The sequence below is a fragment of the Streptomyces sp. RK62 genome (genome assembly GCF_018070255.1).
GTDB classification, from domain to species: Bacteria; Actinomycetota; Actinomycetes; order Streptomycetales; family Streptomycetaceae; genus Streptomyces; species Streptomyces nigra.
Window position 1 is genome coordinate 55,217 of sequence record NZ_JAGPYD010000025.1, and the last position, 25,609, is coordinate 80,825.

General features: G+C 72.6%; 19 protein-coding genes and 1 pseudogene. 15 read left to right on the forward strand and 5 right to left on the reverse strand.

Annotated elements, in window-relative coordinates; genetic code table 11:
• Window positions 1–16: 16 nt before the first annotated feature.
• The 3 genes from KBY32_RS33555 to KBY32_RS33565 all read right to left on the reverse strand — a co-directional run bounded on the left by KBY32_RS33555 (window position 17) and on the right by KBY32_RS33565 (window position 3,201).
• Window positions 17–1,207 carry a sugar ABC transporter permease gene (locus tag KBY32_RS33555; RefSeq protein WP_210982730.1) on the reverse strand — a complete coding sequence of 397 codons (1,191 nt, stop codon included), beginning with the start codon at window positions 1,205–1,207 and terminating at the stop codon, window positions 17–19.
• An 86-nt stretch (window positions 1,208–1,293) separates the two neighbouring features.
• Window positions 1,294–2,067, reverse strand: coding sequence for an ATP-binding cassette domain-containing protein (locus tag KBY32_RS33560; protein ID WP_210982731.1), 774 nt, complete (start codon window positions 2,065–2,067; stop codon window positions 1,294–1,296).
• 45 nt (window positions 2,068–2,112) lie between these two features.
• Window positions 2,113–3,201 carry a substrate-binding domain-containing protein gene (locus KBY32_RS33565; RefSeq protein WP_210982732.1) on the reverse strand — a complete coding sequence of 363 codons (1,089 nt, stop codon included), beginning with the start codon at window positions 3,199–3,201 and terminating at the stop codon, window positions 2,113–2,115.
• Window positions 3,202–3,631: 430 nt separating this feature from the next.
• Here KBY32_RS33565 and KBY32_RS33570 point away from each other — a divergent pair, with 430 nt between their 5' ends.
• From KBY32_RS33570 to KBY32_RS33585, 4 genes are all read left to right on the forward strand, one after another.
• On the forward strand, window positions 3,632–6,127 hold the full coding sequence (locus KBY32_RS33570) for a SpoIIE family protein phosphatase (protein WP_210982733.1): 2,496 nt from the start codon (window positions 3,632–3,634) through the stop codon (window positions 6,125–6,127).
• 20 nt (window positions 6,128–6,147) lie between these two features.
• A complete protein-coding gene (locus KBY32_RS33575; RefSeq protein ID WP_210982734.1) occupies window positions 6,148–7,233 on the forward strand; it encodes a substrate-binding domain-containing protein in 1,086 nt (361 codons plus the stop codon).
• Between the two features lie 58 nt (window positions 7,234–7,291).
• The gene (locus tag KBY32_RS33580) at window positions 7,292–7,477 is read left to right on the forward strand and encodes a hypothetical protein (protein WP_055622320.1); all 186 of its coding nucleotides are present in this window, start codon (window positions 7,292–7,294) and stop codon (window positions 7,475–7,477) included.
• A 119-nt stretch (window positions 7,478–7,596) separates the two neighbouring features.
• Window positions 7,597–8,820, forward strand: a complete 1,224-nt coding sequence (locus tag KBY32_RS33585; RefSeq protein ID WP_055622319.1) for a glycoside hydrolase family 88 protein — start codon at window positions 7,597–7,599, stop codon at window positions 8,818–8,820.
• A gap of 16 nt (window positions 8,821–8,836) precedes the next feature.
• Here KBY32_RS33585 and KBY32_RS33590 read toward each other — a convergent pair.
• Window positions 8,837–10,115 (reverse strand): annotated as a pseudogene (locus KBY32_RS33590) (alginate lyase family protein).
• A 324-nt stretch (window positions 10,116–10,439) separates the two neighbouring features.
• On the opposite strand from KBY32_RS33590, the gene KBY32_RS33595 reads away from it, so the two are divergent.
• The 3 genes from KBY32_RS33595 to KBY32_RS33605 all read left to right on the forward strand — a co-directional run bounded on the left by KBY32_RS33595 (window position 10,440) and on the right by KBY32_RS33605 (window position 13,175).
• The gene (locus KBY32_RS33595) at window positions 10,440–10,802 is read left to right on the forward strand and encodes a bifunctional 3-phenylpropionate/cinnamic acid dioxygenase ferredoxin subunit (RefSeq protein WP_115509119.1); all 363 of its coding nucleotides are present in this window, start codon (window positions 10,440–10,442) and stop codon (window positions 10,800–10,802) included.
• On the forward strand, window positions 10,799–11,959 hold the full coding sequence (locus tag KBY32_RS33600; protein WP_210982735.1) for an FAD-dependent oxidoreductase: 1,161 nt from the start codon (window positions 10,799–10,801) through the stop codon (window positions 11,957–11,959). Before KBY32_RS33595 ends, KBY32_RS33600 begins: the two co-directional genes overlap by 4 nt.
• A gap of 64 nt (window positions 11,960–12,023) precedes the next feature.
• On the forward strand, window positions 12,024–13,175 hold the full coding sequence (locus KBY32_RS33605) for an aromatic ring-hydroxylating dioxygenase subunit alpha (protein ID WP_210982736.1): 1,152 nt from the start codon (window positions 12,024–12,026) through the stop codon (window positions 13,173–13,175).
• Here KBY32_RS33605 and KBY32_RS33610 read toward each other — a convergent pair.
• Complete coding sequence (locus tag KBY32_RS33610) at window positions 13,147–13,893, reverse strand: IclR family transcriptional regulator (protein ID WP_055622315.1); 747 nt, start codon at window positions 13,891–13,893, stop codon at window positions 13,147–13,149. The genes KBY32_RS33605 and KBY32_RS33610 overlap by 29 nt on opposite strands.
• A 200-nt stretch (window positions 13,894–14,093) precedes the next feature.
• Here KBY32_RS33610 and betA point away from each other — a divergent pair, with 200 nt between their 5' ends.
• The 8 genes from betA to KBY32_RS33650 all read left to right on the forward strand — a co-directional run.
• Window positions 14,094–15,788 (forward strand): choline dehydrogenase, encoded by a 1,695-nt coding sequence (gene betA / locus KBY32_RS33615; RefSeq protein WP_210982737.1) that lies wholly within the window; start codon window positions 14,094–14,096, stop codon window positions 15,786–15,788.
• Window positions 15,785–16,627, forward strand: a complete 843-nt coding sequence (locus KBY32_RS33620; RefSeq protein WP_210982738.1) for an alpha/beta fold hydrolase — start codon at window positions 15,785–15,787, stop codon at window positions 16,625–16,627. The genes betA and KBY32_RS33620 overlap by 4 nt, the downstream gene beginning before the upstream one ends.
• Before the next feature lie 549 nt (window positions 16,628–17,176).
• Window positions 17,177–18,268 (forward strand): glycine betaine/L-proline ABC transporter ATP-binding protein, encoded by a 1,092-nt coding sequence (locus KBY32_RS33625; RefSeq protein WP_115509124.1) that lies wholly within the window; start codon window positions 17,177–17,179, stop codon window positions 18,266–18,268.
• Window positions 18,265–20,265 (forward strand): proline/glycine betaine ABC transporter permease, encoded by a 2,001-nt coding sequence (locus KBY32_RS33630; RefSeq protein ID WP_210982739.1) that lies wholly within the window; start codon window positions 18,265–18,267, stop codon window positions 20,263–20,265. Before KBY32_RS33625 ends, KBY32_RS33630 begins: the two co-directional genes overlap by 4 nt.
• Before the next feature lie 13 nt (window positions 20,266–20,278).
• Complete coding sequence (locus tag KBY32_RS33635) at window positions 20,279–21,247, forward strand: ABC transporter substrate-binding protein (RefSeq protein WP_210982740.1); 969 nt, start codon at window positions 20,279–20,281, stop codon at window positions 21,245–21,247.
• A 181-nt stretch (window positions 21,248–21,428) separates the two neighbouring features.
• A complete protein-coding gene (locus KBY32_RS33640) occupies window positions 21,429–23,867 on the forward strand; it encodes an FAD-dependent oxidoreductase (RefSeq protein WP_210982741.1) in 2,439 nt (812 codons plus the stop codon).
• A 40-nt stretch (window positions 23,868–23,907) separates the two neighbouring features.
• Complete coding sequence (locus KBY32_RS33645; RefSeq protein WP_247690351.1) at window positions 23,908–25,215, forward strand: sarcosine oxidase subunit beta family protein; 1,308 nt, start codon at window positions 23,908–23,910, stop codon at window positions 25,213–25,215.
• A 29-nt stretch (window positions 25,216–25,244) separates the two neighbouring features.
• Window positions 25,245–25,609, forward strand: a 365-nt coding sequence (locus KBY32_RS33650; RefSeq protein ID WP_210982742.1) for a sarcosine oxidase subunit delta, incomplete at its 3' end; no start/stop codon positions are given.

A 25,609-nucleotide genomic window follows, 5' to 3' on the forward strand; every position in this document is an offset into this window, starting at 1 on the left:
CGCCGCCCGCGCGGGGTCACGCGCGGCCGTGGGCTTCCTGCGAGCGGCGGGACAGCGCGTCGATGACGACCGCCGCGAACAGCACACCTCCGGTGATCATGAACTGGACGGCCGCGGGGGTGTCCGTGATGGCCATGCCCGAGGCGATCGACTGGATGACGAGCATGCCGAGCACCGCCGACCACGTGGAGCCCCGCCCGCCGAACAGGCTGGTCCCGCCGATCACGGCCGCCGCGATCGCGTTGAGCAGCAGCACGCCCGAGCCCGAGCTCTGGCTGACCGAGGTGATGCGCGAGGCCAGGAACAGACCGCCGACGGCGGCCATGGTGCCGGACACCGCGAGGACCGCCGTCTGTACCCGGGTCACCCCGAGGCTGGCCCGGCGCGCGGCCTCCACCCCGCCGCCGAGGGCGTACACCTGCCGTCCGTAGTGCGTGCGGCGCAGCACGACGTCGAGGCCGGCCACCACCACGAGGAAGATCAGCAGCGCCAGCGGCAGCCCTTGGAAGCGGTTGAGCACATAGGCGGAGACGAAGGCGATCACCGCGAGCCCACCGGCCCGCGCGACGATCACCTGGAGCGACCGGTGCGGCATCCCGGCGGCCACCCGGCGTCTTCGGTCCAGCCACGACACCAGCAGGATGAGGCCCACCGCCACGGCGGCGATGGTGTAGGCGACGGCGTCCTGGGTGAAGTAGTAGCCGGTCAGCTGGGCCACCAGGCCGTTCTCGTCGAGGTTGATGGTGCCGCTGGTGCCCAGGATGTAGAGCATCAGCCCGTTCCAGGTGAGCAGCCCGGCGAGGGTGACGACGAACGCCGGCACCCGGGTTCTCGCGAAGCTGTAGCCCTGCACGGCGCCCGCGGCGGTCCCGGCGAGGACGGCGATGACGAGCGCCAGCCATTCGGGCACGCCGTTCTGCACGTTCAGCACGGCGAACACGGCCGCCGCGAGCCCGCTGATCGCCCCGGCGGACAGGTCCAGCTCGCCGAGCAGCAGGACGAAGACGATGCCCACGGCGATCAGGCCGGTCCCCACGATGTCCACGCTGAGGTTGGACAGGTTCCGCGGGGAGAGGAAGTTGTCGTTGAGGGACTGGAAGGTGATCCAGACGATGGTCAGCACGACCACCACCGGGAGCGAGCCGACCTCACCGGCCCGCAGCCTGCGCCGGCCCTCGGCGATCCACCGCTTGACGGTGTCGCCCATCGCCCGCCCCCGGGAGCCTTGGGCGGCCCCGGCGGGAGGAGCCGCGGTCCCGGTGGTCCGGTCCTCCGTCCTCGTGGGGGTCCCTTTCACCACGCCGCCTCCTGGTGCGCCGGCCGGCGGGGCGTGTTCTCGGTCGCGCCGGTGATGGACGAGATGATCTGTTCCTGCGAGGCCGTGTTCACGTCGAAGAAGCCGTTGTTGCGCCCCAGCCGCAGCACGACGGCCCGGTCCGCGAGGGCCTTGACGTCGCCCATGTTGTGACTGATGAGCAGCACGCCCATGCCCCGGTCGCGCAGTTCGTCCACGAGGTCCATGACCTCGGTGCTCTGCTGGAGCCCCAGGGACGCGGTCGGCTCGTCCAGCAGGATCAGCCGGGGGTCGCCGAGGAGCGAGCGGGCGATGGCCACCGTCTGCCGCTGCCCGCTGGACAGGGACACGACGGGCGCCCGCACGTCGGGGACGGCCCGGGTCAGCCGTTTCAGCAGCTGGAGGGTGTGGCGTTCCATCTCCATCTCGTCGAGGAAGCCGTACCGGCGGATCTCGCGGCCGAGGAACAGATTGCCGACGACGTCGAGGTTCCCGCACAGCGCGAGGTCCTGGTAGACGGTGGCGATGCCCAGCTCACGGGCGTCGGCCGGACGCCGGATCTGCACCGCGCGGCCCTCCCACTCGATGACGCCCCGGTCGGCGGGGGACACCCCGGAGATCACCTTGACCAGCGTCGACTTGCCGGCCCCGTTGTCGCCGAGGAGCGCGACGACCTGACCGGCCCGGATCTCCAGGTCGATGTCCATGAGGACCTCCACGGCGCCGTAGCGTTTGCTCACGCCGCGCAGGGCCAGCAGTGGGGGAGAGGACACGGGGACGATCTCCTTCCCTGGCGTCCGGCCGGGCCGGACCGGTGGTCAGGTCAGCCCTGCCGTACGGCACGCGGCGGCGAGGTCCGGAACGCAGATCTGGCGGACCGTGTAGACGCCGTCCTTCACCACGGTGTCCTCGATGTTGTTCACGGTCACGGAGACGGGGGCGAGCGTCACCGCCGGCACCTCGTGCCCGTCCCGGGTCGTCACCTCGTCGTCGGCCACCCGGCCCAGGTTCTCCCCGCGGGCCGCCGCCACGGCCATCTCGGCGCCCGCGGTCGCCTCCGGGAGGAACGGCTTGTAGACGGTCATGTACTGCTCGCCGGCGACGATCCGGCGTACGGCGCCGAGTTCCGCGTCCTGTCCGGTCACCGGGGGCAGTGGCCGCACCTGGTTCGCCCGCAGAGAGGCGATGCTGCCGGCGGCCAGCCCGTCGTTGGCCGCGTACACGCCGTCGATGCCCTCGCCGCCCAGGGCCGCGATGGCGGCGGACATGTTCTGGTTGGCCGCCTCCGGCCGCCACTGGAGGGTGTCGTACGCCTTGCCGATCTTCACCTTGCCCCGCAGCACGGACAGCGCGCCCTGCTTGAACTGCACCGCGTTGGGGTCGCTCAGGTCGCCGTTCATCATGACGATCTCGGCGCCGGGCACGTCGTCGCCCATGGCCCGCAGCAGGGCCGTGCCCTGGAGTCTGCCGATCTGCTCGCCGTCGAAGCTGACGAACCCCGAGACCGGCCCCTCGGCCAGCCGGTCGTAGGCGACGACCGGGATGCCGTCCGCCTCCGCCTTGCGGACCGCCGAGGCCATCGCCCGGGCGTCCACCGCCACCAGCACCAGCGCGTCGGCCCCGTTCGCGATCATCGAGTCCATCTGCTGCTGCTGCGCCGCCACGTCCGCCTTCGCGTTGGCGGTCTCGACCGTGCAGTCGCCGCAGCGCTCCGCGATCTCCTTCTCCAGCAGCGGCCGGTCCTGGGTCTCCCAGCGTGCCGTCGTGTTGTCCGGCAGCAGGATCCCGATCTTCGGGCCGTCGCCGTCGTCGGTGCCGCCCCCGCCGTCCGAGCCGCAGGCTCCGGCGGCGACGGCGGTGGAGGCCGCGAGCAGGGCGACGGCGGTGTCCCGTATGCGAGCTCTCATACGGAAGACCTCCCGAACGTGCCGACGCGGCACCGCCGGGGCGGCGATGCCGTGGCGCGGCGGCGGAGCCGGTGGAGGCCGGTGCGGGGCGGCGGAGCCGCCCACCCGCCGGCCGGCTCAGGCGGCACGCGCCCGGCCGGGTGGAAGGCGGGCCGACCGTGCGGCCACGCGCCCGGACCCGGCCGCCGGCCGGTGCGTGCTCCGTGGCAGCGGCAAGACGACCACCTGGTCAGTCTGACACCGGCCAGGTCGAACGGCGAACGCAGTGACGGCGCCCGTTCTCCGGCGGACGGAGCCGCCCGCCGAGGAAATATGTCCGGCTCATCCGGATATGCGATTCTGGTGTCCCGGGTTCCCGTGCGCCCACCGCGTGAGGGTGCCCCCGATCTCCCCCAGCACCTCCGGCAGGGACGGGAGGAAGGTTGCGGACATGCCTCACGACGGCCGTGCCCGGGCCGGAGTTCCGGAGTCGGACGCACCGGAGGCCGGCACCACGGGCACCGGTGCCGCGCTGACGGCGGAGCAGGCCGCCTCGGGTGAGCGCGCCCTTGCCTTCGCCGGTACGGCCCTCGCGGCCGTCTATGTGGCCGACCCGGAGGAACCCGAGCTGCGGCTGCTCGACTCGGCCGGCCTGGAGTCCCCCGAACGCCGGCTGCCGCCCACCCTCTCCACGACCGGCGGCTCGGCCGCCGCCCACGCCTTCCGCACCGGCCGGCCGCTGTGGCTGAACGCCGCCGCCCTGGCCTCCTACCCGGAGGGGGCACCCACCCCGCCGCCCCCGCGGACCACCTCCCTCGGCGCGCTCCCGCTGCGCGGCCGGGACGGCTGGCTCGGCTGCCTCGTCGTCGTCGGCACCTCCGCCGACGGCTTCGACGCCGGACAGCAGCGCTTCCTGGAGTGCTACGCCGACACCGTCGCCCGGCTGCTCGACGCCGAACCCGCCCGGTCCGCGCCCACCCTCCTGCTCGCCCGCGCCCTGCACGCCATGCGCGCCGGCACCTTCGTCCTCGTCCCCGAGACCGGTCTGATCGACGCCGACGAGACCCTGCTCGACCTGGTCGGCACCACCCCCGACGCCTTCGACGGCAAGGTGGAGTCCCTCCTCGCGCACGCCGTCCCGGAGGACATGCCCGCGCTGATGGCCGTCCTCGAACCGACCACGCAGGCCCCCGTCCGCAGGGAACTGGAGTTCCGCGTCCGCCGCCCCTCCGGCGAGCTGCGCTGGCTCAGCCTGAGCTGCCGGGTCCGGCCCGCCGCCGGCGACCGGCCCGAGGAGGTGCTGGGCGTCGTCACCGCCACCTCCGTGGAGCACGGCACCACCGACGACGTCTCCCGGATCCAGTGGCTGACCGCCGCCCTCGACGACGCCGTGACCGTCGAGGACGTCGGCCGGGTCGCCGTCACCGCGCTGCGCGAGCCGCTGGGCGCCGACCGGGTGGCACTGGCCGACATCCGCGACGACCGGCTCGTGGTCACCGTGCTCGACCCGCCCGAACCGTCGGCCTGGCCCCAGGTGTGGCGGGCGCAGTGGCGCTCGGAGTGGCCGGACGCCCCGATCGCGGCCGTACCGACGCTGCAACTCGCCCTGCGGGACGGCCGGATGGACCTGTGGCCCGCCGGGACGCCCCTGGAACCCGCGCTCGCGGGCATCGGCTCCGGAGGGCTGGCCGTGCTGCCGCTCCCCGCCAAGGGCAGTGTCGCCGGGGTGTGCCTGGTCGGCTGGGAGAGGCCGCACGAGTTCAGCCCCGAGGAGCGGTCGCTGCTGACCGCCACCGCCGCGCTGGTCGGGCAGGCCCTCAAGCGGGCGCACGCCCATGACGCCGAGCAGGAACTGGCGACCATGCTGCAGCGCAGCCTGCTGCCGCGGCGCCTGCCCGAGCTGCCCGGCGGCACGGCCGTCGCCCGCTATCTGCCCGCCCGGCGCGGTCTGCAGGTCGGCGGCGACTGGTACGACGTCATCGCGCTCTCCGACGACCGGGTCGCCCTCGTCATCGGCGACGTGCAGGGTCACAGCGCGGGCGCCGCCACGATCATGGGCCAGATGCGGACCGCGGTCCGGGCCTACGCCGTCGAGGGGCACCCGCCCGACGTCGTGATGGCGCACGCCAACCGCCTGCTGACCGGCATGGAGACCGACCTCTTCGCCACCTGCTGCTATGTCGAACTGGACATGGAGGAGGGCAACTTCCTCTTCGTCCGGGCCGGGCACCTGGCACCCCTGCTGCGCCACCCGGACGGCACGACCGAGGAGGTGCTGGTCGAGGGCGGGCCGCCGCTCGGGGTCCTCGCGGACGCGGAGTTCCCCATGACGGCGGTCGCGCTGGGCACCGGCACCGTGCTCGCGCTGGTCACGGACGGGCTCGTGGAGGCGGCCGACCTGCCGCTGGACGTCGGCATGGAGCGCACCCGGGCCGCGCTCGCCGCCGCCGACCCCGCCGATCTGCCCCGCACCGCCGACCAGCTGCTCGGCGACCTCGGCCGCCGCGAGGACGACGTGGCGCTGCTCCTCCTGCGCTACGACGGCATGCGGACCAAGCCGCTGCGGGCCGGCTGGGTGGTGTGGCGGCTGCCCGACGCCGTGATGCACGCCCGCCGGTTCACCGCGCGTACCCTGCGCCGCTGGCATGTCGAGGAGGCGGCCGACGCGGTGCTGCTCGTGGTGTCGGAGCTGGTCACCAACGCCCTCATGCACACCCAGGGATCGGTCCGCCTCGATCTGATCCTGCGCGGCGACCGGGTGCGGGTGTGCGTCGTGGACTCTTCGCCGCGGGCGCCCGCCAAGCCGGTCGTCGTGGACTGGGAGTCGACGGGCGGCCGGGGGCTGCTGCTGGTGGAGGCGGTGTCGGAGGCCCACGGGTCGTTCCCGGTGGCCGGCGGCAAACAGGTGTGGGCCGAGGTCGCCGTGCCGGGCGGCCGCGCGCCCTGAACCGGACAAGGGGAGCTGTGATGCGCACCCGTACGCTGCACGTCGCCGCGGCGCTCGTCGCGGGGCTGCTGACGGTGCCCCTGGCCGCGTGCGGCTCCGACGAGCGGACCGGCGGCAGCGACGGCTTCATGGTCGGCCTGCTCCTGCCGAACCGCGTGACCCCGCGCTGGGAACAGGCCGACAAGCCGCTCATCGAGAAGCACGTCGAGCGGCAGTGCCCGGAGTGCCGGGTGGAGTACGCCAACGCCGACGCGGACGCGGCCCGCCAGCGGGACCAGGTCACCTCCATGATCACCAAGGGGGTGAAGGTGCTCATCCTCGATCCCGCCGACAGCAAGGCGCTGCGCTCCTCCATCCAGGAGGCGCGCCGGGCCGGGGTGCCGGTCGTCGCCTACGACCGGCTCGCCGAGGGGCCCGTCTCCGGGTTCGTCAGCTTCGACGGCGCCCGCGTCGGCAGGCTCCAGGGCGAAGCGCTGCTGACGGCGATGAAGGCGCGCGGCGCCGGCCGCACGGTCGTGATGATGAACGGCGACCCGAGCAGCGCCAACGCGGGGTGGTTCCGCAGCGGCGCCCTGTCCGTCCTGGCGGGCGAGGTGACCGTCGCCCGGTCCTACGACACCGCGGGCTGGAGCCCGGAGAGCGCCCACGCGAACATGTCGGCCGCGATCTCCGCGCTCGGGGCGGACCGGATCAGCGGGGTCCTGGCCGCCAACGACGCCATCGCCGCCGGGGTGGTCTCCGCGTTCCGCAAGGCCGGGGTCGACAAGCCGCCGCCGATCACCGGGCAGGATGCCGACCTGGAGGCCGTACGGCGCATCGTCGCGGGCGAGCAGTACATGACGGTGTACAAGCCGTTCGAGAAGGAGGCCGAGGCGGCCGCCGCCATGGCCCTGTCCCTCGGCCGGGGCGAGTCCGCGGAGGACGTCGCCACCACGGCGATCGACAGCGCCACCCGCCGGGACATCCCGGCCATCCTGCTGACCCCGACCGAGGTGACCGCGCGGGACGTGGAGGGGACCCTGGTGCGGGACGGCGTCTACACCGTCGGGCAGATCTGCCTCCCGGAGCTGCGGGCCGCCTGCGACCGGCTGGGGCTGACCCGCTGAGCTGGTCGGCGGCCCGCGCCGGGGGGAGCATGGAGACAACCGTCGAGGGAGGTCGGCCATGAAGAGCGGAGCCTCGTACTACGACCGCTGGCTGTACTCGCACACCCCGTCCCAGGCCGAGGGTGAACGCGACGAACCGGCGGAGCGCGCGGCCACGGAGCAGCACCCGGAGGTCCCGAGGACGGAGCCGTCCCAGGCGGAGGGCGAGCGGGACGACGTCAAGGAGCCCCATCGGTACAGGTGACGGTGACGGCTCTGGCTGTTCAGGTGGATGAACATCGCTCACGTGGGTGTACAGCGCTGCGCAGCTCATGCAAGGCTCGGTCAACTCCGTTCCCCCACCGAGCAGTTGGAGGAGTCCGCATGAGTCTTTCCCGGCGTACTGTGCTGGCCACGGCGGCCGGAGCCGCGACGGCCGGTGCGTTACCGGCACCGGCCGCGGCCGCGGCGACGACGGCACCCGCACCGGCCCTGCGCACGCTTCGCGAGGCGGCCGACTACGCGGTCGACAAGCTCGCCGCCGTCTCACCCACGGTGACCGCCTTCCCGGTGGGCACCAGATTCGAGAAGTGGGTGTACTCCCAGAACGGCGACTGGGTCGGCGGTTTCTGGCCGGGCACGCTGTGGATGGCGTGGCTGTACAGCGGCGACGACGCGTTCCGCACCCGGGCCCTCGCCTCGGCGCAGAAGCTGGCACCCCGCCAGAACGACACCGGCACCCATGACCTCGGCTTCCTCTTCTACCCGTCCTGGGTCACCGCCTGGCGCCTGACCGGCGACGACGTCTGGCGGGCCGGAGCGCTGAAGGCGGCGGGCACGCTCATCCGCCGGTACAACCCGCGCGGGCGCTTCATCCGGGCCTGGGGCGGGCTCAACGACCCGAACAACGCCGGCCGGGTCATCATCGACACGATGATGAACCTCGACCTGCTGGCGTTCGCGAGCGAGCAGACCGGCGACGAGACGTACCTGGACATCGCCGTCGAGCACGCGAGGACCGCGCGGCGCGTCTTCCCCCGCCCCGACGGCTCCACCCCGCACGTGTACGACTTCGACCCGGCCACCGGCGCCCCGATCGGGCCCGACACGGTCCAGGGCTACAGCCCCACCTCCTGCTGGTCGCGCGGACAGGCGTGGGGCATGTACGGGTTCACCACCATGTACCGCAGGACCGGCGACCGCGACTTCCTCGCCACCGCCCGCGCCCTCGCCGACCACGCCATCGGCGCCCTCACCCCGGACCACATACCGGTGTGGGACTTCCGCGCCCCGCAGCAGCCCCACGACGTCAAGGACGCCTCCGCCGGCGCCATCATGGCCTGCGCCCTGCTGGACCTGGCCGCCGTCACCGGGAGGCAGCGGTACCGGGAGGTGGCGCTGCGCATCCTCACCGCGCTGGCGGAGACATGCCTGACGACCTCGTCGGCGCGGGCGGACGCGGTGGTGGCCCGCTGCACCCGCAACCGCCCGGCCGAGGACGGCGTCGAGATCTCCCTCCCGTACGCCGACTACTACCTGCTGGAGGGCATCCTGCGGGTGCTGCGGCCCGCCGACGTCGACCGGGCGATCGACCTCTCCACGGTCTGACCCGCGGGGCCGCCGGTCACCCCGCGATCGAGTCCAGCTGTTCCGCCGCCGGGCGCAGCGCCCACAGATCGCCGCCCGGCGGCTCCTCGAGCAGTGGGACGGCCTGCCGCGCCCGGCGGTCCCCGGCGTCGGCCGCCGCGTGCACGACGTCCGTCGCCGCGAAGCGGTGGAACTCCAGCTCCGGATGCGGCCAGGGCGCGGCACCGGTCGCGGCGGGCAGCAGGTGGTCCACGGCCTTGAGGAGGCTCTGCCCGTCCGGTCCCCGGTACGCCCACAGATCGACGCCGACATGACGGCCGATCGCCGCGAGACGGGTGTAGGCGACCAGGGCGAACGTCGAGTAGTGCCAGCTCCGGGTGCGGGCGAGCTCCTGGGGGCTGCCCTCCGTCGGACGCGATCTGCGGCGCGATACGCCGGGGGCCCACGTCCCGCACGGTCCGCCGGGCCAGCTCCCGGTCGCCGGTCGCCGACGCCAGCCCGGCGAGCAGCAGATCGTAGAAGGTGCCGTGGTTGTTGGCGGCCGCGGCCTCCTGCCGGCCGAAGTCGCTGTCCCGGAGCCAGGTCAGGAAGTCGGCGTTCCACTGCCGCATGGCGGTCCGGTCGTCCGCCGTCCAGCCGGGGGCGCCGGTCTCCAGCAGGGCGACCGCGTCGAGGACGGCGGTGTAGGACTGGGAGAAGTCGATGATGCCGATGGCGCGGCCGTCGTACCGGCACGGGATGAACTGCGCGTGGTCGAGGTTCGGGTTCATCCTGGTGGCCGGGTCGAGGAACCAGGTGCGCAGGACGCGCGCGGCCTTCTCGGCGTACCGGCGCTCCCCGGTGTAGTACCAGGCCAGGGAGAGGTCGTAGGAGGCGTCGAAGGTCTTCTCCACGTCCTGGCGGTCGGTGCCGGAGTCGACCTCGGGATTGCGCTGACCGTCGCGCTGCTCGTACGGGCAGCCCCACGGGTTGTCCGCGGTCGGGGGAGTGGTGGGCCACCAGTAGGGGGCCTGGCTCAGATAGTCGTGGACGTCGCCGCCGGGGGCGGGCCGGGGTTTGTCGACGACCGTCCACGGCCCCTGGTCCAGCCAGGCGTCGGCCCGGATCCGCAACGCCCGCACCGCGCGCCGGAGTTCGGGGTCCCCGTGGTCGAGGCGGACCTTGGTCCGCTGCATGCGGGAGCCGTCCAGGACGACGGTGTGCGGTACGCGGGGCGTGTGCCGTTCCCGCGCGTCGGCCGTCGCGGCCGGGACGGCGCCTGTGGTGAACGCGGCCAGCGCCACCAGCAGGACACCCCATCGGGACGTCGCTCTCATCTCCAGCCTCCGAGTCGCTCAGAGCCACGACGGCCATGTATATGAACGCCGTTCAGGAATGCGTTCGCATGAGCATGGCATGAAGGGGCGTCCCGCGGAACGGGCCGTGCGGCGATCCATCGTGGACGGGGGCGCGGGCGTGCGATCCGGCCGGTCGCTCGCGGTGGCGCCGATTCCGTTGTTTCCGCAGGTGGTTCGGGATCTTCGGGGGGCCCAGAGAGGGGCCGGATCGGTGCCCGGTGACTCCTTGACAACGCTTCTGGGCCGCCTCCAGACTGACGTTGCGTTCACCGCAATCCGTTTCGCTATACGCACCGAGGTGTCATGATGATTCCCGTGTGCCGTCTTGCGGATCTGCCGCGAGGCGAGGCTTTCCGGCTCGATCTCGATCCGCCGGTCTCGGTGTTCCACACCGACGACGGTGAACTCTTCGCCATCGACGACACCTGCACCCATCAGGACGCCTCGCTCGCCGACGGCTGGCTGGAGGGCAGTGCGGTCGAATGCCCGCTGCACGCCTCGGCGTTCGACCTGCGGACCGGGGCGGTCGACGGCCCGCCCGCCCGGCGCCCGGTGCGGACGCACGAGACCGTCGTCGTGGACGGCGTGATCCATGTCCGGCTGTCCACCGCGGCACGCGAACTGCCGCCCTGCGTCACCGCCCGGGTGGCCGGCGGTCCCGCGTGAGGACCGTCGCCGTGGTCGGCGCCTCCCTCGCCGGACTGTCGGCCGCGCGCTCCCTGCGCCGGCGCGGCTACGACGGACAGCTCGTCCTCGTCGGGGACGAACCCCATCGCCCGTACGACAGGCCCCCGTTGTCCAAGGAGTTCCTCGCGGGGACCGTCGACGAGACCGACCTCGCCCTGGAGGCGGACGACGAGGACCTGGACGCCCTATGGCTGCTCGGCACCCGGGCCGTCGCCCTCGACCCCACCACCCGCGCCGTCCGGCTCACCGACGGCCGGGAGATCCGGGCCGACGGCGTGGTCGTGGCCACCGGCGCCGCCGCCCGCACCCTGCCTGGCACCCAGGGTCTGGCCGGAGTGCACACCCTGCGCACCCTGGACGACGCCCGCGCCCTGCGCGCCGAACTCACGCCCGGCGTACGGCTGGTGGTGATCGGCGCGGGATTCGTCGGCGCCGAGGTCGCGTCCACCGCGCACGGCCTCGGCCTCGACGTGACCGTCGTGGAGGCGGCCCCCACACCCCTCGCCGGACCGCTCGGCGCGGCCATGGGCGCCGTCGTGTCCGGCCTGCACACGGACCACGGGGTGCGGCTGCTGTGCGGAGTGGGCGTCAAGGGGCTGAGCGGAGAGCGGCGGGTGACCGCCGTCCTGCTCGAGGACGGGCGGACCGTCCCGGCCGACGTGGTCGTGGCCGGCGTCGGCGCCCGCCCCTGCGTCACCTGGCTGACGGGCTCCGGTATCGCCCTCGGCGACGGCGTCACCTGCGCGTCGGACGGGCGCACCAGCCTCCCCGGCGTGGTCGCGGCCGGGGACTGCGCCGACTGGTACGACCCGCGGGCCGGCCGGCACCGCCGCGCCGAGCACTGGACGAGCGCACGCGAACGCGCCGACACTGCGGTCGCCGCCCTGCTGGCCGGCGGGACGGCACAACCGGGAGCTCCCGGACCGCCGTACTTCTGGTCCGACCAGTACGGCGTCCGCATCCAGTTCGCGGGGCACGCCGCCGGTGCCGACAGCGTGACCGTGGAGGAGGGCGGCGCCGAGAGCCGCGACGTCCTCGCCGTCTACCGCCGGGCCGGGCACCCCGTCGCCGTGCTCGGGATGAACCGCGCACGCCTCTTCACCCGCTGGCGCAGGCAGCTCACCGCCGCCTCCTGACCGGCGCGGCCGCCCAGCACCCGCGCGTGAACGCACCCTCACCGACGTCCCCGAGGAGCGCACCGTGACCCCGACCGGCCTGCCGGACAGCCTGATCGCCACCCTCCCCGGCTCCGCCTACACGGACCCCGGCGTCTTCGCCCAGGAGCAGGAGCGCATCTTCGAGACCATGTGGTGCTGTGTGGCGCGCGCCGCCGACCTGCCCCGGCCCGGCGCCTTCCGCACCGTCGACGTGGGCCGGGAGAGCGTCCTCGTCACCCGGGCCCGCGACCACGGCGTCCGCGCCTACCTCAATGTGTGCCGGCACCGCGGGGCCCGGCTCGTCACGGAGGACGGCGGCGAGGTGCGGCGGGCCTTCCAATGCCCGTACCACGCCTGGACGTACGGGCTCGACGGTACGCTCGTCGCGGCCCCCAATCTCAGCAGGATGCCCGACGTCGGGCGGGGCGCGTACGGCCTGGCGGCCGTGGCCGTCCGTGAATGGCTCGGCTATGTGTGGGTGTGCCTCGCACCGGAACCGCCGTCCTTCGAGGAGGACGTGATCGGGGACGTCGTCACCCGCCTCGGCGACCTCACGTCCCTGGAGCGCTACGGCATCGAGGAGTTGGCGGTGGGCCGGCGGATCGTCTACGACGTACGGGCGAACTGGAAGCTCATCGTCGAGAACTTCATGGAGTGCTACCACTGCGCCACCATCCACCCCGAACTCACCGAGGTGCTGCCCGAGTTCGCCGACGGCTACGCCGCCCAGTACTACGTCGGCCACGGCGCCGAGTTCGGCGCGGACGTCCGGGGCTTCACCGTCGACGGCTCCGAGGGCCTGGACCGGCTGCCCGGCATCGCCGGGGCACAGGACCGCCGCTACTACGCGATCACCGTCAAACCGCAGGTGTTCATCAACCTGGTCCCCGACCATGTGATCTTCCACCGGATGTACCCGGCCGCCGTCGACCGCACCGTCGTGGAGTGCGACTGGCTGTACCTCCCGCACGTCGTCGACGGCGGTGCGGACGTCAGCCGGTCGGTGGAGCTCTTCGACCGGGTCAACCGGCAGGACTTCGCGGCCTGCGAGCGCACCCAGCCCGGCATGAGCTCCCGCCTGTACGCCCAGGGCGGGGTGCTGGTGCCCAGCGAGCACCACATCGGCGCCTTCCACACCTGGGTGACGGAACGCCTGGCGGAAGCCGTCAGCCCAGGAACCCCATCCGGTGGCTGATCTCCTCGGCGCCCTTGAGCAGCACCGGGGACAGCTCGTGCATCCGCTGCTCGGTGAGCCGGTACGCCGGGCCGGAGGCGCTGAGCGCGGCGATGACATTGCCGTCGCGGTCGCGCACCGGAGCGGCCATGGCGTGCAGGCCGATCTCCAACTCCTCACGCGTGAGCGAGTATCCGCGCTCCCGCACCGCCGCCAGGTCCTTCTCCAGCTTCGTCCGGGCCGTGATGGTGTGCGGGGTGACCTTCTTCAGACCGGCCCGGGTGAGCAGCGCCGCGCGCTCCTCGGCGGGCAGATGCGCGAGCAGGATCTTGCCGCTCGACGTGGCGTGCAACGGGGTCAGCTGGCCCACCCAGTTGTGCGCGGTGATGGCACCCGGCCCCCGCACCTGGTAGAGGTTGATCGCGTAATGCTCCTGCATCACCGCGATGTTGACGGTCTCGCCCAGCTCCTCCGCGAGACGCTCGCAGATCGGGCGGCCCTGCTGGGTGATGTCGATACGGCCCGTGACCGCCCCGGCCAGCCGGACGATGCCGAAGCCGAGCCGGTACTTGCCGCGCTCCCCGGCCTGCTCGACCAGACCGCGGGACTCCAGCGCGCCCAGGAGCCGGAAGGCGGTGGACTTGTGCACGTCGATCTCGGCGGCGACCTCGCTCACCCCGGCCTCGCCACGCTGCGCGAGGATCTCCATGACAGTGATGGCGCGGTCCACCGACTGCACGCCGCCCGCCTGCGACGTCGGCGTCTCCGGGTCAGGGCTGTAGTTGCTCACAGTGAAACTATACGCGCAGTAAACAACATGGTTACCGGGCGGACATGTCTCGATCGGGTCTCCACGTTGCGCGGTCCGCAACCTGGTGCGTATCACGCGTCAGGTCTAGCATGCCCCGCGTAGCGGCGACGTGAGGAGACGAGGCGGTCATGGCTCCCCAGTACGACTTCGTCATCGTGGGTGGTGGATCGGCCGGCAGCGCGCTGGCCAACCGGCTCTCGGCCGACCCGTCGCGGCGGGTCCTCGTCCTCGAGGCCGGCCGGCCCGACTACCCGTGGGACGTCCTCATCCATATGCCCGCGGCCCTCACCTACCCCATCGGTAACCGCTTCTACGACTGGAAGTACGCCTCCGAACCCGAACCCCACATGGGCGGCCGCCGGATCCATCACGCGCGCGGCAAGGTCCTCGGCGGCTCCAGCAGCATCAACGGCATGATCTTCCAGCGCGGCAACCCCCTGGACTACGAGCGCTGGGCCGCCGATCCCGGCATGGAGACCTGGGACTACGCGCACTGCCTGCCGTACTTCCGCCGTATGGAGAACTGTCTCGCCGCCGACCCTGACGACGAGTTCCGCGGCCACGACGGCCCGCTCGTGCTCGAACGCGGACCGGCGGCCAATCCTCTCTTCGGTGCCTTCCTCGAAGCCACCCGGCAGGCCGGGTACGCCCCCACCGACGACGTCAACGGCTACCGGCAGGAGGGCTTCGCCGCGTTCGACCGCACCCTGCACCGAGGTCGCCGGCTCTCCGCCTCTAAGGCCTACCTGAGGCCCGCGATGCCGCGGCCCAACCTCACCGTGCGGACCCGGGCCCTGGTCACCCGCGTCCTCTTCGAGGGCGGGCGGGCCGTCGGCGTGGAGTACCGGCGCGGCCCGGGTGGCTTACGGCAGGTCCGCGCCGGCGAGGTGATCCTGTGCGGCGGCGCCATCAACTCCCCCCAGCTGCTCCAGCTCTCGGGCGTCGGCGACGCGGACGGACTGCGGGCCCTCGGCATCGACGTCGTCCAGCATCTGCCCGGCGTCGGCGAGAACCTCCAGGACCATCTGGAGGTGTACATCCAGCACGCCTGCACACAGCCTGTCTCCCTCCAGCCCTACCTGGCGAAGTGGCGGGCACCCCTCGTCGGCCTCCAGTGGCTGCTGCGCCGAGGCCCGGGCGCCACCAACCACTTCGAGGCCGGCGGCTTCGTCCGGGGCAACGACGACGTGGACTACCCCAACCTGATGTTCCACTTCCTGCCCGTCGCCGTCCGCTACGACGGCTCGTCGCCCGCCGGCGGCCACGGCTACCAGGTGCACGTCGGGCCCATGTACTCCGACGCCCGGGGATCGGTGAAGATCAGAAGCCGTGATCCGCGCGTCCACCCGGCGCTGCGCTTCGACTACCTCTCCACCGAGCAGGACCGCCGCGAGTGGGTGGAGGCCGTCCGCGTCGCCCGCGACATCCTCGGCCGCCCGGCGCTCGCCCCCTACGACGGGGGTGAGATCTCCCCGGGCCCGGAGGTGGAGACGGACGAGCAGATCCTCGACTGGGTCGCCCGGGAGGGCGAGACGGCCCTGCACCCGTCCTGCACCTGCCGGATGGGCACCGACGACCTCGCCGTCGTCGACCCGGCGACTCTGCGCGTCCACGGCGTGGACGGACTGCGGGTCGTGGACGCCTCGGTCATGCCGTACGTCACCAACGGCAACATCTACGCGCCCGTCATGATGATCGCCGAGAAGGCCGCCGACCTGATCCTCGGCAGAGAGCCCCTGGCCCCGGCCAAGGTCGCGTATCACCGGCACCGCGGCCAGAGTGGAGGGACCGTGTCCGCCGACCTCCACCCGGGAGAGGAATGACCACCGGAACCGACTGGCCGCTCGCCCACACCTTCACCAGCACGTCCGGCGCCGTCCGCTGGGACCGGCTGGGCCCGCCCGACGGCCCCCCGGTCGTCCTGCTGCACGGCACCCCGTTCTCGTCGTACGTCTGGCGGGGCGTCGCCCGCGCGCTCGCCCGGGACCACCGGGTCCACGTCTGGGACATGCCAGGGTACGGGCGGTCCGAGAAGGCGGCCGGACAGGACGTGTCCCTGGCCGCCCAGGGCCGCGTCCTCACCGAACTGCTCGCCCACTGGGGCCTGGAGGAACCGCTCGTCGTCGCCCACGACATCGGCGGCGCCGTCGCCCTGCGCGCCCACCTCCTGCACGGCGCCCGCTACCGGGCGCTCGCCCTCGTCGACCCGGTCGCCCTCGCCCCGTGGGGCTCGCCGTTCTTCCGCCTGGTCCGTGAACACGCCGCCGTGTTCGAGCAGTTGCCGCCCCCGCTGCACGGCGCCCTCGTGCGGGCGTACGTCTCCTCCGCCAGCGCCCCCGGGCTGCGCCCCGACGTCCTCGAACGGCTCGTCGAGCCCTGGGTGGATCTGTCCGGGCAGGCGGCGTTCTACCGGCAGATCGCGCAGGCCGACCAGCGCCACACCGACGAGATCCAGCGACGCTACGGCGACATCGCGATCCCCGTCCTCGTGTGCTGGGGCGAGGAGGACACCTGGATCCCGGTCGCGAAGGGACGCGAACTGGCCGCGCTCGTGCCCGGGGCGCGGTTCGAACCGCTGGCGGGCGCGGGGCACCTCGTCCAGGAGGACGCGCCCGCCGAACTCGTGGCCGCGCTCCTCGGCTTCATCACACAAGTCCCCTAAGTCACAGTGGAGTTGGGGGCCGTGACGCCGGCGCCCGGGAGTCGTCGCGTTCGGCGTGCGGTGCCGTGGGGAAGGGATGGCATACGCGATCGTCATCAGCCGACCCCTTGACGCCGGTCGGCCGATTCGCAAAGGTGTTCCACCACAAGCAATCGGGTGCACATTGCGCAACGACTTCTGTCGAAAGGCTCGGCGCGTGGCAGACCTGTTCGTGGACGGCGCGTGGCGGGGCCCGGTGGCCGGAAACCACCGGGCGGTCCGACGCCCCGCCGGGTGCACCCCCACGGCGACGCGAGCCTCTGCCTCACGCGGCGACGGCGGTGTGCGTGCCGCGGTGCCCGGACCGTCCGGGCGGCTGAAGCGGCCCCACCGGCCCAACCGGTCCCGCGCGCCCCGCCCCCGGCGCGGCGCCACCGGCCCGTCGGACGCGGACCACGCACCGGGGCCGGCCCGTCCGGACGCCTTCCGCATGCCCCCATCCGCCCGGCAGCACATCCATCACCGGCCGCAGCACCGGATCCGCGGCTGAACGCCGAAACGAGGTCGACCGTGACCACTCACACCGAGGTGCCGCCGCAGCGGCGCGGCCCGTCCGAGGACCCGGACTCCACCCCGGTCGTCTCCGTACGCGGGCTGTGGAAGGTGTTCGGGCCGAAGGCCGACCGGGTGCCGCACTCCGAGGAGCTGCGCGGACTGACCCGCCGTGAACTCATGGACCGCACCGGCTGCACCGCCGCCGTGCGCGACGTCCACTTCGACGTCGCGCCCGGTGAGGTCTTCGTCGTCATGGGCCTGTCCGGTTCCGGCAAGTCCACCCTGGTGCGCTGTCTCACCCGGCTGATCGAACCCACCGCGGGAGAGGTCGTCTTCGAGGGCGAGGACATCAGCGGCGCCGACGCCGCCCGGCTGCGCGAGCTGCGGCGCCGCAAGTTCTCCATGGTCTTCCAGCACTTCGGGCTGCTGCCGCACCGACGGGTCGTCGACAACGTGGCGTTCGGGCTGGAGATCCGCGGCATGAGCCGCGGCGACCGCCTCCGCCGCGCGCAGGAGGTCGTCGAACTCGTCGGACTCGCAGGCTACGAGAACGCCTACCCCGACCAGCTCTCCGGCGGAATGCAGCAACGCGTCGGCCTGGCGCGGGCGTTGGCCGGCGACCCCGACGTCCTCTTCTTCGACGAGCCCTTCTCCGCGCTCGACCCGCTGATCCGCCGCGACATGCAGAGCGAGGTCGTCCGGCTGCACCGCGAGGTCGGCAAGACGATGGTGTTCATCACCCACGACCTGTCCGAGGCGCTCAAGCTCGGCGACCGCATCCTGATCATGCGGGACGGCCGGACGGTCCAGTGCGGCACCGGCGACGCCCTCGTCGGCGCCCCCGCCGACGACTACGTCCGCGAGTTCGTCAAGGACGTGCCACGCGGTGACGTCCTGACCCTGCGCTGGATCATGCGCCCGCCCCAGGACGGCGACGCGCTCGACGGCCCCGAGCTGGGCCCGGACGTCGTGGTGCGCGAGGCCACCCGGGCGGTGCTGGCCGCCGACCGGCCCGTCAAGGTCGTCCAGGACGGCGAACTCCTCGGCATCGTCGGCGACGAGGAGATCCTCGCCGTCGTCGCCGGACGGGACGGCGACATCCGATGACCGTCGCCGTGGAGAGACCCGAGGAGACCGGCACCGGCGCACCCGACCCTCCGCCCCGGACCGCGCGCAGGCCCGGCCGCCCCCTCGTGGTGGCCGCGATCCTCGTCCTCTGGCTGCTGCTCTTCGCCGTCCTGCGCGGCCGGCACACCCTGTCCCTGGCCGCCGCCGACCTCACCGATCTGCACCGCTGGTTCAACGACGTCAACGACTCGATCGGCGCGGACCGCAACTCCAACCCGCTGTTCCTGTACTTCTTCAACGAGATCCGGCTCGTCGTCGACACCCTGGTCACCTTCGTCCAGGAACTGATCTCCCAGCCGGGCGCCGGGCGTCCCGTGCCGCAGATCGGCTGGCTCGGAGTCGTCGGCCTCACCGGATACGTCTCCTGGGCCGTCGGCAACTGGAGGGTCGCGCTGCTCGCCGTGGCCGGCTTCACCTTCCTCGGCCTGCAGGGGCTGTGGCAGGAGAGCATGGACACCCTGGCGCTGACCCTCTCCGCCGTGCTCGTGGCCCTGCTCCTCGCGATCCCGCTCGGCGTGTGGGCCGGCCTGTCCGACCGGGTCCACCGGATCGTGACGCCGTTCCTCGACTTCATGCAGACGATGCCGACCTTCGTCTACCTCGCCCCGCTCACCCTGTTCTTCCTCATCGGCCCGGCCTCCGCGACCATCGCCACCCTCATCTACGCGGCGCCGCCCGCCATCCGCATCACCGCGCACGCCATCCGCTCCGTGCCGACCACCACCGTCGAGGCGGCCGACTCGCTGGGCGCCACCCGACGGCAGACGCTGACGAAGGTGCTCCTGCCGATGTCAGCGCGCACCGTCGTCATGGGCGTCAACCAGACCATCATGGCCGCCCTCGCCATGGTGACCGTCGCCGCCCTGATCGACGCCCCCGGCCTCGGCAAGACCGTCGTCCAGGCCCTCCAGTCGCTCGACGTCGGCACGGCGTTCAACGCGGGCCTCGCCATCGTCGTCATGGCCATCGTGCTGGACCGCGTCACCACCGCCGCCAGTGCCCGCCAGGAGGCCGCCCGCCATGCGCACGGCCGTACGGCGGCCTGGCGGCGCCCCCTGCTCGGCGGGGGCGCGGCCGTCACCGCCGTCCTCGTGTACCTGTCCCACACCTATGTCTGGGCGGCCGAGTTCCCCGGCGAGGGCGGCGTCGGCAGCGCCATCTCGCGGGGCGCGGACACCGTGACCACCTGGGCGCAGGACCACCTCTCCGGACTCACCAACGCCTTCCGCGACGCGCTCACCACCGGCCTGCTCAACCCCTTCCAGACGCTGCTCACCGACTCCCCGTGGTGGCTGGTCGGCGCGGCCCTCGTCGCCCTCGGCGCCGTCCTCGGCGGCCGGCGCGCCGGCGTCACCACGGTCGTCTGCGTGGGTCTGCTCGTCGGCACCGGACTGTGGTCGGACAGCATGACGACACTGGCGTCGACCGTCGTCGCCACGGTCCTCGTGATGGTCCTCGGCATCGTCCTCGGCGTGTGGATGGGCCGCAGCGCCCTCGTCGACCGGCTGCTGCGGCCCACCCTCGACGCGGCCCAGGTCATGCCGCCGTTCGTCTATCTCGTGCCGTTCCTCGCCCTGTTCGGCGCGACCCGTTTCACGGCGATCGTCGCCGCCGTCGTCTACGCGGCACCCGTCGCCGTGAAGATCGTCGCGGACGGGGTGCGGAACGTGCCGGCGGCCACCGTGGAGGCGGCCACCTCCGCCGGGTGCACCACCTGGCAGATCGTCACCAAGGTGCAGCTGCCCATGGCACGGAGCGCCCTGACGCTCGCGACCAACCAGGGCCTGATCTATGTGCTGTCGATGGTCGTGGTGGGCGGCCTGGTGGGCGCGGGAGCCCTCGGCTACGACGTGGTCGCCGGGTTCTCGCAGGGACAGCTGTACGGGAAGGGGCTCGCCGCGGGACTCGCCATCGTCCTGCTCGGCGTCATGTTCGACCGGATCACCCAGGCGGCGGCTCGCCGCACCAGCGCATAAGGAGCACCCCACCATGGCACGACACTGGCGGGCCGGCGCGGCCGGTACGGCCGTCCTCGCCCTCACCCTCACCGCGTGCAGCGGCGCGAAGGTCGGCGACGACTCCGCGGGCTCCGGCGGCTCGTCCGGCTCCGGCTCCTGCGGCACGTTCAACCTCGCGGTCAACCCGTGGGTCGGCTACGAGGCCGACGCGGCCGTCGTCGCGTACGTCGCCGAGCACGACCTCGGCTGCACGGTCCGGCAGAAGGACCTCAAGGAGGAGATCGCCTGGCAGGGCTTCGGGACGGGCGAGGTCGACGCCGTCATCGAGAACTGGGGCCACGACGACCTCAAGAAGAAGTACATCACCGACCAGAAGACCGCCGTCGACGCCGGGCCCACCGGCAACAAGGGGCTCATCGGCTGGTATGTGCCGCCGTGGCTGGCGAAGGAGCACCCCGACATCACCGACTGGAAGAACCTGAACAAGTACGCCGACGAGTTCCGCACCTCCGAGTCGGGCGGCAAGGGCCAACTCCTCGACGGCGACCCGTCCTTCGTCACCAACGACGAGGCCCTGGTGAAGAACCTGAAGCTGGACTTCAAGGTCGTGTACGCGGGCAGCGAGACCGCGCTCATCCAGGCCTTCCGCAAGGCCGAGAAGGACAAGGAATGGGTCATCGGCTACTTCTACGAGCCGCAGTGGTTCATGTCCGAGGTGCCCCTCGTCAAGGTCAAGCTGCCGCCCTACACGGACGGCTGTGACGCCGACGCCGAGAAGGTCGCCTGCGACTACCCCGAGTACGAACTGGACAAGATCGTCAGCGCCAAGTTCGCCAAGTCGGGCAGCCCCGCCTACGACCTGGTGAAGAACTTCACCTGGACCAACGACGACCAGAACACCGTCGCCAAGTACATCGCCGTGGACAGGATGAGCCCCGAGGCGGCGGCGAAGAAGTGGGTCGAGGCCAACCGCGACAAGGTGGAGGCCTGGCTGAAGTAGACGCCCCGGGAAGCCCGGTGGCCGCGGCGCGCGACCCGCGCCCGGCCACCGGGCTTCCGCGCTTCCCGGAGCCGTTCCACCACGTCACCCGCGCCCTTGACACCCCCTGGCACGACGGGCACATTGAGTTGCGCGACCCGAGGCACGTTGCGCACAGAGCAACTCAAGCGGAGGTGCGGCGATGACGGGACCCCGAGTGGTCATCATCGGAGCGGGAGTCGTCGGAGCCGCCCTCGCCGACGAGATCTCCGCCCGGGGCTGGACCGACGTCACCGTCGTCGACCAGGGCCCCGTCCCCGCCACCGGCGGCTCCTCCTCGCACGCCCCCGGCCTGGTCTTCCAGACCAACCCCTCCAGGACCATGACCCACCTGGCCCGCTACACCGTCGAGAAACTCACCTCCCTCGACGTCGACGGCGAGCCCTGCTTCCTCCAGGTCGGCGGCCTCGAAGTGGCCACCGGCCCCGAGCGGCTGGCCGAACTGCGCCGCCGCCACGGCTGGATCACCGCCTGGGGCGTCGAAGCCCGGCTGCTGGCCCCCGACGAATGCGTCGCCGCACACCCGCTCCTCGACCCCGGCCGCGTCCTCGGCGGACTCCTGGTCCCCACCGACGGCCTCGCCCGGGCCGTCCTCGCCGTCGAGGCCCAGCTCCGCCGCGCCCGCGCCCGCGGCGTACGCGTCCTCGACCGCCACGAGGTCCTCGACATCCGCACCGCCGACGGCGAGATCACCGGCGTCCGCACCGGCCACGGCGACCTCGACGCGGACATTGTCGTGTGCTGCGCCGGCATCTGGGGCCCCCGCATCGCCCGTATGGCCGGGATGAACCTGCCGCTGACCCCGCTCGCCCACCAATTCGCCTGGACCGGGCCCGTCCCCGCCCTCGCCGGCCAGAGGGAGGAGGCGGTCCGCCCGATCCTGCGCCACCAGGACGCCGGCCTCTACTACCGCGACCGCTTCGACCGCCTCGGCATCGGCTCCTACGGCCACCGTCCGATGCCGGTCCGCGCCGACGACATCCTCCCCGTCGGCACCGCCGGCGGCACGCCGTCCGTCCTCGACTTCACCGAGGACGACTTCGCACCGGCCTGGACCGAGACCCGCTCCCTGCTGCCCGCCACCCGGGAGGCGAAGGTCGAGGACGGGATCAACGGCCTGTTCTCCTTCACCACCGACAACTTCCCGCTCCTCGGGGAGTCCCCGGACGTCAAGGGCTTCTGGGTCGCCGAGGCCGTCTGGGTCACCCACAGCGCCGGCGTCGGCCGGGCCATGGCCGAATGGCTCGTCGACGGCCACTGCTCCTCGTTCGACCTGCACGAATGCGACGTCAACCGCTTCGAACCGCACCAGCTGGCACCGGAGTACGTCCTGACCCGCGACTGCCGGAACTTCGTCGAGGTCTACGACATCCTCCACCCCCTCCAGCCGTCCGGGGAGCCGCGCCCGCTGCGCACCAGCCCCTTCCACGTCCGCCAGCGCGAACACGGCGCCTACTTCCTGGAGGCGGGCGGCTGGGAACGCCCGCAGTGGTACGCGTCCAACGCCCGCCTCCTCAACGGCCGTTCCATCCCCACGCCGGACGACTGGGCGGCCCGCTACTGGTCGCCGATCGTCGGCGCCGAGGCGCAGGCCACCCGCGAGACCGTCGCCCTGTACGACATGACGCCCCTCAAACGCCTGGAGGTCAGCGGCCCCGGCGCCGCCGCCCTCCTGGAACGCCTGTGCACCGGCAGGGTCGCCAAATCGGCCGGCTCGGTCACCTACACCCTCCTCCTCGACCACGACGGAGGCATCCGCAGCGACATCACCGTCGCCCGGCTCGGCCGCGACCTCTTCCAGGTCGGCGTCAACGGCAACCTCGACCTCGACTGGATCACCCGCCATCTGCCCGCCGACGGCACCGCCCAGGTCCGCGACATCACCCCGGGCACCTGCTGCGTCGGCCTGTGGGGCCCACGCGCCCGGGACGTCCTCCAGCCCCTCACCGAGGACGACTTCTCCGACACCGGCCTGAAGTACTTCCGCGCCCGCCGCACCCACGTCGGCAGCGTCCCGGTGACGGCGCTACGGCTGTCGTACGTCGGCGAACTCGGCTGGGAGCTGTACACCACCGCCGATCTGGGCCTGCGTCTGTGGGACACCCTCTGGCGGGCCGCCGAACCGCTCGGCGGCATCCTTGCAGGGCGGGGCGCCTTCAACAGCCTCCGCCTGGAGAAGGGCTACCGCTCCTTCGGCACCGACATGACCTTCGAGCACGACCCCTACGAGGCCGGCCTCGGCTTCGCCGTCCGCCCCGACAAGGACGACTTCATCGGCAAGGCCGCGCTGGAGCGCCGCCGCACCGACGTCCGGCGCCGGCTGACCTGCCTCACCATCGACGACCCGCGGTCCGTCGTGATGGGCAAGGAGCCCGTGTACGACGGCGACCGCGTCGTCGGCTACGTCACCAGCGCCGCGTACGGCTACACGGTCGGCACCGGCATCGCCTACGCGTGGCTCCCGGCAGAACGCGCCGTCCCCGGAACGGCACTGGACATCGGCTGGTTCGGGCGTCGCGTGAAGGCGGTGGTGACGGAGGAGCCACTGTTCGACCCGGCGATGACCCGGCTCCGTGGATGAACACACCTTGCCGTGGCCCTCTCAGGCGGACGGAGACCTCATGAACGGTTATGGCACCTCGGGGGCCGACCTCCCGGGCCACCCGGACCTCCCCGGCCAGGCGGACCTCCCCGGCCACGCGGACCTTCCCGGCCACGCGGACCTTCCCGGTCATCCCGACCGGCTGTGGCGCACCCCCGCCCTCAAGAAGTCGTACGACGTGGTGATCGTCGGCGGCGGGGGACACGGCCTGGCCACCGCCCATTACCTGGCCCGCAACCACGGCATCACCGACGTCGCCGTACTGGAGAAGGGCTGGCTCGCGGGCGGCAACATGGCCCGCAACACCACGATCATCCGCTCCAACTATCTGTGGGACGAGAGCGCCGGCATCTACGAACACGCCCTCCGGCTCTGGGAGGGACTGGAGGAGGAGCTCGACTACCCCCTGCTGTTCTCCCAGCGCGGCGTACTGAACCTCGCGCACAGCCTCCAGGACGTCCGCGACGGAGTGCGCCGCGTCGAGGCCAACCGTCTCAACGGCGTCGACGCGGAGTGGCTCGACGCCGACGGCGTCAAGGAGGTCTGCCCGATCGTCGACACCTCGCCCGACGTACGCCACCCGGTGCTGGGCGCCACCTACCAGCCGCGCGCCGGCATCGCCAAGCACGACCACGTGGCGTGGGGCCTGGCCCGGTCGGCGGACGCGGCGGGCGTCGACATCGTCCAGAACTGCGGGGTCACCGGACTCGACATCACCGGCGGCCGAGTCGTAGGAGTCCGCACGACGCTCGGCCCGGTGGCAGCCGGCCGGGTCGCCCTGTGCTCGGCGGGCCACACCTCGGTCCTCGCGGCCATGGCCGGCATCGAACTCCCGCTCCAGAGCCACCCGTTGCAGGCCCTGGTCTCCGAACTCCTCGAACCGGTCCACCCCACGGTCGTCATGTCCAACGCGGTCCACGTCTACGTCAGCCAGGCCCACAAGGGCGAGCTGGTGATGGGCGCGGGCATCGACGCCTACCCCTCCTACACCCAGCGGGGCGCCTTCCACATCATCGAGGAGCAGATGGCGGCCGCCCTCGAACTCTTCCCCGTGTTCGCCCGCGCCCACGTCCTGCGCACCTGGGGCGGCATCGTCGACGTCAGCCCCGACGCCTCACCCATCGTCGGCCTCACCCCCGTGGACGGCCTCTACCTCAACTGCGGCTGGGGGACCGGCGGTTTCAAGGCCACCCCCGGTGTCGGCTGGGTCTACGCGCACACCATCGCCCACGACCGGCCGCACGACCTCAACGCCCCGTTCTCCCTCCACCGTTTCACCACCGGCGCGCTCGTCGACGAACACGGCGCGGCCGCGGTGGCCCACTAGAACCGGCAGCCAGCCCCGGGAGCCGACCCATGCTGCTCATCCCCTGCCCGTGGTGCGGGCCCCGCGACGAGGCCGAGTTCCACCACGGCGGCCAGGCCCATGTGCCCTACCCCGAGGACCCGGCCGCGCTGTCGGACGAGGAGTGGGCCCGCTACCTGTTCTTCCGCGCCAACCCCAAGGGCCCGTCCGCGGAACGCTGGATGCACGGGGCAGGCTGCCGCCGCTGGTTCAACGCGCTCCGTGACACGTCGACGAACGAGATCCTGGTGGTGTATCGGCCGGGTGAGGAACGCCCGGAGCCACCGGAACGGCCGGAGCCGAGGTCGGCGGTGCCTTCAGCCCGTCCTGCTCTCGGGGACGAGACCGGCTTTTCAGCCCGTCCGGCGTTTGAGGA